Source organism: Aliivibrio sifiae, from assembly GCF_002954715.1.
GTDB classification, from domain to species: Bacteria; Pseudomonadota; Gammaproteobacteria; order Enterobacterales; family Vibrionaceae; genus Aliivibrio; species Aliivibrio sifiae.
Map to the genome: position 1 here is coordinate 25,944 of NZ_MSCP01000005.1, position 11,825 is coordinate 37,768.

Annotated in this window: 16 protein-coding genes; 15 read left to right on the top strand and 1 reads right to left on the bottom strand. The window is 45.8% G+C overall.

Translation table 11 applies throughout. The annotated features are described in order from the left end of the window. The first annotated feature begins 4 nt into the window (after positions 1-4). The 15 genes from BTO23_RS20795 to BTO23_RS20865 all read left to right on the top strand — a co-directional run bounded on the left by BTO23_RS20795 (position 5) and on the right by BTO23_RS20865 (position 11,419). Positions 5-1,126: a hypothetical protein gene (locus BTO23_RS20795; protein ID WP_146107814.1), complete on the top strand. Its 1,122-nt coding sequence runs from the start codon at positions 5-7 to the stop codon at positions 1,124-1,126. After that, positions 1,123-1,779: a hypothetical protein gene (locus BTO23_RS20800; RefSeq protein WP_105064466.1), complete on the top strand. Its 657-nt coding sequence runs from the start codon at positions 1,123-1,125 to the stop codon at positions 1,777-1,779. Before BTO23_RS20795 ends, BTO23_RS20800 begins: the two co-directional genes overlap by 4 nt. Beyond that, complete coding sequence (locus tag BTO23_RS20805; protein WP_105064467.1) at positions 1,766-3,316, top strand: GspE/PulE family protein; 1,551 nt, start codon at positions 1,766-1,768, stop codon at positions 3,314-3,316. Before BTO23_RS20800 ends, BTO23_RS20805 begins: the two co-directional genes overlap by 14 nt. Then, positions 3,317-4,354, top strand: a complete 1,038-nt coding sequence (locus BTO23_RS20810; protein ID WP_105064468.1) for a type II secretion system F family protein — start codon at positions 3,317-3,319, stop codon at positions 4,352-4,354. A 32-nt stretch (positions 4,355-4,386) separates the two neighbouring features. Next, positions 4,387-4,878 (top strand): hypothetical protein, encoded by a 492-nt coding sequence (locus BTO23_RS20815; protein ID WP_105064469.1) that lies wholly within the window; start codon positions 4,387-4,389, stop codon positions 4,876-4,878. Between the two features lie 35 nt (positions 4,879-4,913). Further along, positions 4,914-5,348, top strand: coding sequence for a hypothetical protein (locus tag BTO23_RS20820; protein ID WP_146107815.1), 435 nt, complete (start codon positions 4,914-4,916; stop codon positions 5,346-5,348). Between the two features lie 315 nt (positions 5,349-5,663). Continuing rightward, on the top strand, positions 5,664-6,317 hold the full coding sequence (locus BTO23_RS20825; RefSeq protein ID WP_146107816.1) for a hypothetical protein: 654 nt from the start codon (positions 5,664-5,666) through the stop codon (positions 6,315-6,317). Between the two features lie 18 nt (positions 6,318-6,335). Beyond that, entirely contained in the window at positions 6,336-6,836 is a 501-nt protein-coding gene (locus tag BTO23_RS20830; protein WP_105064472.1) for a hypothetical protein, read from the top strand. Between the two features lie 155 nt (positions 6,837-6,991). Continuing rightward, complete coding sequence (locus tag BTO23_RS20835) at positions 6,992-8,002, top strand: trypsin-like serine protease (RefSeq protein ID WP_105064473.1); 1,011 nt, start codon at positions 6,992-6,994, stop codon at positions 8,000-8,002. 19 nt (positions 8,003-8,021) lie between these two features. After that, a complete protein-coding gene (locus BTO23_RS20840; protein WP_105064474.1) occupies positions 8,022-8,333 on the top strand; it encodes a hypothetical protein in 312 nt (103 codons plus the stop codon). Next, positions 8,323-8,520 (top strand): hypothetical protein, encoded by a 198-nt coding sequence (locus BTO23_RS20845; RefSeq protein WP_105064475.1) that lies wholly within the window; start codon positions 8,323-8,325, stop codon positions 8,518-8,520. The genes BTO23_RS20840 and BTO23_RS20845 overlap by 11 nt, the downstream gene beginning before the upstream one ends. Positions 8,521-8,641: 121 nt before the next feature. Continuing rightward, on the top strand, positions 8,642-9,283 hold the full coding sequence (locus BTO23_RS20850) for a hypothetical protein (protein WP_105064476.1): 642 nt from the start codon (positions 8,642-8,644) through the stop codon (positions 9,281-9,283). Between the two features lie 91 nt (positions 9,284-9,374). After that, a complete protein-coding gene (locus tag BTO23_RS20855; RefSeq protein ID WP_105064477.1) occupies positions 9,375-9,875 on the top strand; it encodes a lytic transglycosylase domain-containing protein in 501 nt (166 codons plus the stop codon). After that, positions 9,872-10,360 carry a hypothetical protein gene (locus BTO23_RS20860; protein ID WP_146107817.1) on the top strand — a complete coding sequence of 163 codons (489 nt, stop codon included), beginning with the start codon at positions 9,872-9,874 and terminating at the stop codon, positions 10,358-10,360. Before BTO23_RS20855 ends, BTO23_RS20860 begins: the two co-directional genes overlap by 4 nt. A 45-nt stretch (positions 10,361-10,405) precedes the next feature. Continuing rightward, a complete protein-coding gene (locus BTO23_RS20865; RefSeq protein WP_105064479.1) occupies positions 10,406-11,419 on the top strand; it encodes a TadA family conjugal transfer-associated ATPase in 1,014 nt (337 codons plus the stop codon). 7 nt (positions 11,420-11,426) lie between these two features. Here BTO23_RS20865 and BTO23_RS20870 read toward each other — a convergent pair whose 3' ends face one another. Then, positions 11,427-11,741 (bottom strand): hypothetical protein, encoded by a 315-nt coding sequence (locus BTO23_RS20870; protein ID WP_245922163.1) that lies wholly within the window; start codon positions 11,739-11,741, stop codon positions 11,427-11,429. Positions 11,742-11,825: the final 84 nt, after the last annotated feature.

Below are 11,825 nucleotides of genomic sequence, written 5' to 3' on the forward strand. Positions count from 1 at the left end.
AACTATGGAACTGGCCTCACTTGCCACCCTTTCTTCTCATGAGTTACCATTGCACCGAGCGCAATTCCCCGCCCCATATGAAAAACTCATCACTACCTCGACGCACATCCATCGCTACTATGGCCACTCGCCATTGCTTTGCTATGGCGAATACGTTCGGGAGTGCTTGAATAAACCGCATCATTTGTCGGTTTATCTTGAGCAACGGGAGAGTCATTCATGGTATGGCTGCGTGATGGACGCCGATGGCGTCCTACAAGAAAAGGGCGGCTCCTTCTCGTTATTGATGGACGTCTTTTCTTATGACATTCATCAAGCAAAGCACGTGTATACCTCAAGCACATTGCCTTCATTGGAGGGGATGGATGAAAAACAGATCGAGCCTGTTTCTCAGCCCCTCTTTGATGAAGGCACCCTCAGTCCTTATCGATTAACCAAATTCAAAGCCAAAGGCAATCGCATCAATACGATTGTGTTTTTGATGATGGTGATGGGTGCCGGTGTTTTTTTTCTTATGCCAGAGGATGCACCACCCAAACCAGTGGTGATAACGCTCAGTCCAGAAGCCCAATGGCTAAGTACCTATCAAGATGCGGTCATTCCATCGACGGCCCTCAACAATGCCGAGCGTGCTCTTGTGATGGGCGCGCTTATGCCCGATGGCGTTGAGGCCAACAAGATTGTGCTTAACGACAAACGGCTCGACATGAGCCTTACGTTACTTAATACCAGTAATCGTAAGGAATGGGCGCAGTGGCAACAACGCCATCCCACACAAATGAGCTACTACTCAAAAAAAGAAGGCGGGTTTCACCTGCCTTTAGCGACGTACCACGCGTATCGTGAATTGCCTATCTACAACAAAGAGAATGAGCAACAGCTGATTCAACAATGGCAACTGCTGGGGATTGTGGTTGCACTCATGCCAGAGGCCAGCTCAACCACACAGCGACGCCTTCATGACTACCAACTCACCCTTACCGGATTGCCACTGGGCGCACTATCAACATTGAGTGAGTCACTACAAAGCCCAATGCTCACGCTCAATCAACTGGATCTTAGTCTGGACAAGGGCGCTCTTTTATCTGGGCAATTACACCTCACTCTACAAGGAGTCACCCCATGAACACCAAGAAAAAAATAGGGTATTCACTGATGATTCTCGCCGCCATTGCGATGAGTGGACACCTTCTGCTATCGAGCATTGATAACCAAAGTAAAAGCAAAACCCACGACACGTTAGCCCTTCAACGACAAGTCTGGGAGCAACAACAAACCCAAAATCAAACGCCAAAGGCGCATCAAAAAACACCCAAAGAAACCGTTATTGTTCTACCTATCACTAAAGAAACCAACGACATTCTTGATTCACTGCAGCAAGCCTATGCCAGTGACATTAAGACCCGTGAGCTCAAAGCGAAAATTGAAGAGAAAAAGGCCTCACAAACTTATGATCTCATCGCCAACCCACCCAAGGCGCCCGTTGAAAAAAAACCAGTAATTAACGTAGTCCCACAGTTTAAAACGCTCTCAATGACCCAAGGCATCACCGTCAAAAGCATCTTTAAAAGAGACGACCGCGTTGTCGCGTGGGTTGAGCTTGAAGGCCAACTCATTCCGATTAAAAAAGGCGCCCGCCTCAATCACCTTGTGGTTGATGACATCACTAAAAACGCCGTGATATTTAACGATAACGGCCAACGCATTACCCGTTACATGGCCAAACCAACCATCAAGCGCTCGGACAATGAAGAGGAAGAGGTGAATGGAATTAACTAACCTTGTGAGCAACGATGGCCTTAAATCCATTTACTTTACTCACCAAAATGCCCTGCTTCATCAAGACGGGGATATTTATACGTCTGATTTTACCAGCCCTGCCATCAATGAAATTAAGGCGCTTGTCACCAAAACGCCCTCCCTTCTGGAGGATGCCCTGGGCAAACGCCTTCACGTCATTCTGTGTGAGCAAAGCGTCATCACAAGGGTGCTGGAAGAGAGCCAAGAAACCCAGTCGAGCGTGGTGCTCGATGACGACAAACAATCGGAAGTGGCGCGCCGTGTTCGACGTCTATTGCAAAACGCCGTTAATAAAGGCTCCTCTGATGTTCATATTGAGCTGTATAAAAACGAAACTCGCTTATTGGCTCGTGTCGATGGCCAACTGGTTTACATGGACAAGAACATTCCTGAGTACCGCTATGGTTTGGCTTTGTTTGGTTATTTGTTTAACGAGCTTGCAGTCGATAAGGACGACGATTTCTATGTGTCAAAAATCAACAACGGTCGCGTTATTTTAACCCTTGAGTGTGATGGGGTGAAACGTGACACCATTTGGCGTGCCGCGTACATTCCCGCCAAAGACAAAGGCGGGCAAGTGACCCTTCGTTGGCTTAATAAAGACGAAACCATTCCACACCTTGATGAGCTTGGTTGGGAAGCTGGCCACGTTCTCGCCATGCGAGACTTTGCCAATAGCCCTTCTGGCGTGTGCATTCTCACGGGCCAAGTGGGCTCAGGAAAAACCACGGCCATCGCCGCCACCCTTAGTGAGTTAAAAGACCAAGGCCGCTCGATTAACACCTTAGAGGATCCAGTGGAATTTGATTTAGGGGTGATTCAAACCTCGGTCATCAATCTTGGGGATGACGCCGATGGTTTTTTCACTCATGCCAAAGCGTTACTGCGTCATGATGTGGACATTGAATCGCATGGGGAAATGCGAGACAAAAAAGGCGCCATGAGCGTGTGTCGCAAAGGGGAAACAGGCCAAATTATGTTTACCACCATGCACACCTCCAGCGCCATGGGGATTGCTCATACTTTAAATGAACAAATGCACGTACCCAAAGCGGTTATTGCCGCGCCCAACCTAATGAAACTTTGGGTCTATCAGACCTTGGTTCGTACCCTTTGCCCTCATTGCAAATTACCCCATGAAGCGTTGTCTCTTCATTATGAAGAGGCAACGCTTGCCAAGATAAACCAGTGGCACAGCGAATTGGATGGCCATCTTGAAGGCATTCGTTACCGAAACCCAACAGGTTGTGAGCACTGCACCCAAGGGGAAAAAGGCCGAACCTCTTTAGTGGAAATGATTGTCTTGGACAATCAAGACCGCCAATTCATTTTCAATCAAGACTACTTAGGCTGGGAAACCGCCTTACAACAAAAAGGGTTTAAGTCTGTAAAGGATCATGCACTGCTGAAAATAAAACGCGGTGAGATGGATGTATTAACGTGCGCGGGCCGAGTCAATGACCTCTTGGTGGACACTAAGACCAATGTGTATGACGGCTTTTTTAAGGAGGAATAAATGGACATTGCTTCATGGAAAAAAAGTCGTCAATTCAACGCAAAAAAACAAGCCAAATTTCTGCATAAGATAGAGCGACTTTCCAGTGCTGGATTGCATCAAAAAGCCATCATTAACCAAATCATCACCTATGGGGATAACACTGAACGACAAGTGGCCACCGACATCAAACGCTCATTGGGCTCAGGTGCCGGCTTTTCACAAGGCATAAAAGACTGGCTTTCCCCCATCGCGTATCAGAGTTTGCTGGCGGGTGAGCACATTGGGGATTTTCAACAAGGACTTAAGGATGCGCTCAACGCCATTGAAACCCAAAGCACGTCAACCACGGTATTGGCCAAGGCCCTCGCGGGGCCCATGGTAGGCATTATCGCCCTACTCGGTGCTAGCGCCCTGATTGCTCTGTTTGTGTTTCCCATGCTTGAGGAGCAACTGCCAAAACGACGATGGGGAAGCCTCGCATCTTTTGCCGATTCATTCGGGCGGTTTTTTATCGACTATGGCGGTGTGCTTCTTATTATATTGATATTATCATTAATAGCGATCGTTGTGGCGCTGCCCAAATGGGTCAACCCCAACCGAAAAAAACTGGATAACGTCCTTCTTTTTCGTCAATACCGCCTCATTCATACGGCGCACTTTTTAACCTCCATTAGCCACCAAACTCTGGCTGGCATTGGATTAAAAGACGCTCTCATTCACTACCAAGACAGCGCGCCCCCTTATGTGGTGTGGCACACCGCAAGAATGCTCAATCAAATACGCGCAGGCATCACCAACATTGGTGCCATTTTTGATGTGGGTTTGCTCAACAAAGAAGAGCAAGACACCTTGGCCCAACTCGGAGAAATAGGAAAAACCCCTGAAACCTTAAAAAAGAGCGCCGACATGCACAGCGAGCTGTTGCTGCATGAAGTCGCGCTTATCGAAACCCTTGCAAAGAACACCTTAAAAATACTGGCGGCGATGGTTTTCGCCCTCAGTGCCGGTGGGCTTATCTCCCTTATTTTTACCATCGCAACACAGCAACGACTGTAATTAATTTCCCCTTATTTTTAGAGAGACAGACTATGAAAAAAACACCGAATACCTTCGCTCAACGCGGCGCGATGAGCGTGGATGCCATGCTGATATCTGGCTTTATCATCATTGCGCTTATCTTCATCATTTCACAGGGCCCAACACTGGCCTATAAATGGAATAAAATTCAATTTAGCACCGACGTATCCAACATCATCAGCGCCACCCGCGATTGGAAAAAACGCCGACCGAACTACGAAGGCGTTAGCCTAGAGAAAATCTGCGTCGTCACCGATTTAAGTGATTCGATTTGTGGCTTATCAGGGGATGGAAAATCGACCAACTCGTTTGGGGGAGACTGGACGGTCAGTGTGAACGCCTCCAAAGGACTGTTTGATATCGTGGCGACGTTGCCCAATGACACAGACCGCCTGGCGGACATTGCCGATACCATGGCGCCGAGTACCCGCGAAGGCTGTATTGAAGCGGCTGGGTGCTCAACCATCAGCACGGGCTCTGACCGTGTCACAATGTCCTTTTAGTTATGGTGCATCAGAAAGGGTTACTCAGTGTTGATATGCTTCGCACCCTTGTCTTTCTCTCCTTGTTTGTCGTCCTGTCCCTGAGTTTGAGCTCAACACTCAGCAATAAAATCGATGCGTTATCAATAGAAAATCACATTGATGCGCTGACGCTAGAGGCTCAGCATCACTACGCAAAGCAAGTGTTAGACTCAAAATGCTTGGCTCAGCCAAGCCTTGACCCTACTGAGTTAGACATCGAGTTAATGGATAAATTGGGCACTTATGATATTCAATATGACCATCTAGCACCCGCAACGCCTCACTCATTAAACGTGAGTTTTTCATTCACCGAACTCAACACAAGCGCTGTCGCCCGTTACCTTACCCCTGACTCACGCGATGACACCACTTTTTACTACCAACGCCCTTTAGGTTACCAACGTGCTGACTTTCAACACATTGATAACGCCACGGGGTGCCTCCAATAAGGATCACTAATGCAAAGCCCAAAAAAACAAGGGGGGTTTGTGGCCATGGTGGGGTTATTGATTGCACTGAGCTTTCTCTCTTATGCGTTTATCTTGTATGGCGAGCAAACTCAGAAACAACGCATCAAAGAAGACGCTGATTCGTTCTACAATCGATTACTTTTTTTAACCCATCAAATCCACGCCTACAACGCAGACCAATATCAAGCTGGCACCCCCATCAATGCCTCTCGCCTGTTTCCAACCACCCTCACTGACTTAGAAGGCGCTTATGTCCCCACCTGCTTACCCGCCGACAACGTGCAAGGGTATTGCATGAACATAGATCAAAGCCCATGGGGCGTCATCACGTATGAGCGCCAAGCGTTCATTACCCCAACCGGTGTTGATACCTATCGTGCGGTATTAACGTTCACCCTGCCCGATCCAACGTCACTCGCGTTCAGTGCTGAGCACAGCATGTCTTTAGCCATGCTCACTCAATTACCGAACCTGACTTATAGCGAGCCGAATAATCTCATTACGTTATACGTAACTCGCCCTGACATGGCCTTTGCGTATGACGGGTTGGTGAAGCGAAGTGGCGATGACTCGACCTTACTTGATGATTGGGATGTGGGCGGTAACTTTGCCATAACGAACGTAAAAGACGTCACCATTAAAAACAGTAATGGTACCCAAACCGTCGTCTCTGACGGGTTGGTTAATACGTTCTCAGCCAAGCACGATGGGATCATTGATAGGCCCAACTGCCCCGATGGAAAAGAGAGCATCATTCACTTAATGATAGGAGAAATCACAACCCCAACCGACACAGAAAGCACGGGACGCATTCGTGCGTACTTAAAATCAACCACCGCCACGCAGTGGCGTGTGGGTCTCGATAACATTGTAAAAACGGGCAGTGGCACAAGCCAAATTAATCATTCTGGTTATGTCATCGCCTTAACCCAATGCAAAACCCCATAAACCCATAAGGAAATCCCTATGTTAAAAATCACCCTCATGGCCAGTCTTCTGGCTTTAACCCTTAGTCCACTAGCAAGCGCCAAAGTCACTTATGCGGATGCGGTAAAAGACCAATCTGCTTACAACGCCAAAATGAAGGCCTTGGCCCCACCGCCAGCAAAAGGCTATACCGCCACTGATTTAGCAGATATTGGAACCGAAGAATGGAAAGAGCTTTACTCAGGAAACACCACAAGCAGTATCACCATTCCAGGCAATGCCAAGATGGTGATGGTGCAAACCAGTGAAGGCTCTGCAACTTTCCCCATAAACAGTGGCAGTTTAACCCTTGCCACCGTTACCAACACTGAATCCACTTGTGGACTCAGCGCCACTGCCAATGCCATTTTTACGGGGTCTCAAGTCAGAGGAGGCGAGCAATCAAGCAGCAAAAACTGCGGAGGTCATAAACAATCCGACCAACGTTGGGGCAGTGTTCAAGCCAAAATTACCATCCAAAAAGTTCTTATTTTAAAATAAGAACATCATCCAGAGAGGCGGTTAACGCCGCCCTCTTCTTGATCATAACCAACGCGTTTTTTAGACCAAAAGATCATAACCAAAATAACGGCAACTGACTATTTTTCAATCAAAAAATGATACACTATAATTTATAAAATAAGAGGGCTAGCAACATGAAGCACATAAAAAAAACACTCCTGATAATGGCGATATCAAACAATGTTTATGCAATCACCGATGGCACGGCCGTTGATTGGAATAATTATCAAGACATGGTCACCATGAACTGCACAGGAACCCTCATCGCGGGAAAATTTATTTTAACCGCAGCTCATTGTGATGAGCCCGATATGATCCGATTTTCAGATCATACCATTGTCGCTAGTACCCAACGTAGCGACCATCCTGATTGGGATTTATCAGGGGCTAAAGTTGATGTCTCTTTGTGGTCACTTCAAAACTCACGAAAAACAACTCAAATTCATTATTTTTCAGATTTAACCAAAAACACTGTACAAGATGCCGATACGTTAACACTGTTCGGTTTTGGCTCAACCAGTAACGCTGATATCCCCCTTCATTATGCAACAGTCAATGCTGAATTTGACCCAACCTACCAGCAAGTAATTAATGGACTCTTTACCAACCAAGGCCAAGGCGTAGGCGGTGACAGCGGCGGCGCATGGCTAAACAATAATAATGAGATTGTGGCCATCAATAAAAGTATTTATGGAACGACGACCTTTGGCACCAACTTACATTATGCCGACGAGTTCATTCGTCAAACTATCGATGGCTGGCACTACCCAACTCTTGCCAACACCTCTAATGGATCAGCCACGATAACGGTTCAATCTCTGCATCAAAACACAGTCACTGACAGTGCTTACACATCAGGGGACGTTCAAATTATTGGAGGAACCTGTATTGAAAACGGAGAAATTAATTCCTATGATAAATGTACGTATGTGATTGAGAGTCAAGGGGGAGAAGGCAATCTCATCTTAGGTCGCAGCGATGAAGTCATTCAAATAAACAAACCCGTACCGGTTATAGATAATGGCTCAAGCTCCAGTGACGGCGGTTCATTTGGCCTGTTGAGTTTACTTCTATTCAGTGGGTTTGGTTTTTATAGAAGAAAAAAGAGTGGTTCAACATTGGGAGCGAACATTAAAGCCCAATAAGAAGATCCAAGGAGATAAAATGGCAACAATAGATCAAAAGAAGCAAGCCCATAAGCTACTCCTATTTTTAAATAATGAAAAAAGACGATGCACGTATAAAGCGTTCGGTGAGGTTCTCGGCATTTTTCAACGCAGCGTCTCAACACAATTGCTTGGAGAGCAACACCCTTATCTTTCCTGGGTAGTAAACAGTAAGACTGGAAAACCGAGTAATTATGAACCCCAAAATTTACACCCAGATCTCTACACTAATGAACACATCATTAGGGATGAGCAAGAGCTCAGAGCGCTTGCCGATCATTACTGGAGAGAACAACCGAATGGCTTATGAATGGGATCAACGAAAAACCAGCCTATACGCTTTCAAACAAGATTTAGACACTTATGGTTATGTTTCTTTACTAACTTTAGCCACTTGGAATAATAAATTCCCTCCACAAAAAGGGCGCCTCCAAGCCAAAAAGACCCACAGTTTATCAACCCAAGCCCCCCTTTCAAAAGAGAAAAAAGGCGAGTAAATCCGCTAACTTTTCGACGGAAACATTCCTAATACACAGGACTTTCTTGCTTTTATTTGTGAAAGGGCGAGTGACCCACTACGCTTTATATATCAATAGTTAACCGACCAAGGAGCGGCCTATGGTGTTTGAACTCATTCTTTATTTACTTATTTTTGGCTCAGCGTCGTTCTTGCTGTTTCCAAAGTTCGGCTTGCTCAATCAACGTATTGCTCTTGATGCGAACTATCAATACACCGCCTTAAAGCAAGCCGCAAAAGTGACACCTTTAACCTTTTTTCTTCTGCTCAATGCCATTATTAATCACGTACCTTGGTTTTTTCTTCCTCTGTACTTACTCTTACCCACGTTATTACTGACCATCCCACTCATCGCAAGAAAACACCGGCACAGTTTATTGGCAGTAGAAACCTCAATCATTCACCCTCACCACGTGCGAATACACTTATCGACAATAAACCAGGCATTTAATCGACAAACGTTTATTGAGTTGTTGCAATTGACTGACTTACTGAAGAAAAAAGGAATAACCACCATCACCCTTTCCTCTCCTTTGTTTTTTAAAGGAAAAAAACAGAGAGCAATGCATCACTTTATTACTCAATTAGAAAAACACCACATTACGGTACAATCCAAAGCCTCTCACTGGGTTACCTTTCCACTGGGCACCTTGATGCTGATGTATTATAAACACCTAAAAAAATCACCCAGCTTAACCAACACCCCTCTTACCCACTGGCATACCTACACACTGCATCTTTAATTTACACGCTTAATGAGATAAATCATTCATGATTTACTTGAGCTAAGTGTGCAACAAGCGCAGTGCGTTAGGCTTCTACAAAGGCTCTTTTATGACACATTCATTTACGGCATTGGCCATCGCGCTCATGCTGAGCACCCTTTCGTCTTCTGTTTATGCCAGCGCCCGCTCTTATGACGGCTGGACGTCAACCTATTCTCGCTCAAATCCGTTACGGGCGTGCCCAAAACATTGCGAATTAATCACAACAAGTAGCCAAGTCTATGGCGTTCCTAGCTCATTAATTTTGGCCATCATCAAACAGGAGAGTAATTTCAATGCAAACGCCCAAAGTCACAAAGGAGCCAAAGGGTTAATGCAGTTAATGGACATGAACTCGACGGGCATCGACCCCTTTAATCCCAAAGAAAACATAGAAAGAGGCACGGCTTTGCTGTCTCGCTTGCTTGGTCAATACGACAGTATTGAGTTAGCCCTGGCCGCGTACAACGCGGGGGAGGGAAACGTCAGAAAATATGGCGGTATCCCGCCATTTAAAGAAACACGGAACTACATAAAAAAAGTCATGCATTACTATCAAGGATACCAATGATGAAACGACACCTACCGCTCTCTTTTCTTTTGTGCCTACCTCTCTTTATTTCACTCACTTACTCACCACCATTAATGGCCGCCTCTGATGACGCCTGTGCCATTTGGATGTGTTTACCGACAGGGTTTGGTGAAGGGTGCGATGGACCACACCGAGAATTTAGAAAACGAACGTTAAAACATCAACCGGCGATGCCGAGGTGGTCTTCTTGCCAAAAAGAAACGGAGGTTGGCCCTCCGGTTCGAGACGTTTACACCAATAAAACGGGCGTTGCTGCCGTCATCCCCACGCATACGGTGTGTGCACGTCATGATAAAAATGGCTGTCTTTCGTCTCAATACATTGAAGAGAAAATAATCAAAAACCGTCAATGTCGCTATAACTCAAAAAATGGCACGCGCACACCGACGGGCTGCTCGCATACCCTCAATTACACCGAGATTTATAAGAACGGTTTTCTCTTTGGGAAAACGGCTTATTACTAACCTTATCCACAAAAAATGCGCATAACCTGTGAATGGACATTATTTATGAATAACACAATAAGTACTATATTTGGTGAGGTGCCCATTGCTAAGCAGTATGAATGGCAATGGGTTGAAGACAATTTCAAACCCCTTAAAAAGTGGTTTCAATGTGAAGGCGTGACCGAAATCTTTGTGGATAGGTTTGATTCGATTTCCATCGAGAGAAATGGAAAAATAGAAAAAACTGACAGCACCTTTGGCAACGAGCAAACGCTTCAAAACCTCATTACTCAAATTGCACTGTGCCTCAACCAAACCTTAACCGATGAATCCCCCATCATGGACGCCAGATTGCCAGATTGCTCTCGATTGTGTTGCACCATGCCAAGCGTCACGCCTCAAGGCGCAACCATCACGTTACGTGTGGCACCCAAAGACTTAATCAGTCTTGAACAATTGGTTGAGTTTAAAGCCCTGAGCGCTGACATGGCCAACACCTTACAGCGACACATTCAACAAGGCAGCAACCTCATCGTTTCTGGAAATACCGGCTCAGGAAAAACAACATTGCTTCGCGCCTTAGCGCGATTCATTCCTCTGAACGAGCGCATCATTACTTGTGAAGATACTCAAGAGTTGTATTTAGATTGGTTGCTCTATCGCGTATCACTCGAAGCCCCGAATCGAAAAGGCAGTGAAGTCGAAATGAAGAATCTGATTGAAACCGCCCTTCGTATGAGGCCCGACAGAATATGGGTCGGTGAAATAAGAAAAGCGGCGGCCGCCGATGCCTTTCTGCAAGCCATCAATACGGGCCACTCAGGTTGTGTGACCACCATTCACGCCAACAACACAATTGATGCGGTATCGCGCTTACAGTATCTCATTGCAAGCCAAGGCCTGATTAGTTTTGAGTTGGCAGAAAAACAAATCATGGGCTCTGTAAATGTCCTGATCCACGCCAGTCGTCATGCCGACTACGGCAGACGAATAACCGAAATCACGGAAATTAAAAACGGAAAATTCATTCCCGTTTTTACGTTTAATCCTCAAACCATGGAGCACGAAATAAACTAAAGCCCGATCACTTATCATTCGTGGGAAGTTCAGTTGGCCATGGATAAATAAGTACTTGTTTAAGGATCTCTTGCCACAAAAAGTGACTTTTAAGTGGATTGTTATGTTTTGCCGGTACATTAGGTGCACTCGCCCAAAAACGAGGCCCCGGTTCATTTGTTGTTTGAGACACAACAAGCGCACTTAACGCTGGCGCACCAACCTCTGCGAGTCGTTGATTTAGCTGACTCAAGGAGACTTCCCAAGACTGAGGGGAATACCACTCTCTCGTTTTAAGTTTATAATCATTCGTTAAATCAGAATACGTTTCGGGTTCTTCCATGACACCAAGATGTCATAAATAATATGGATATCTACGCTCACTTCTCTATCCTTTTTATAATAACCGATGATTAACATATAGTTA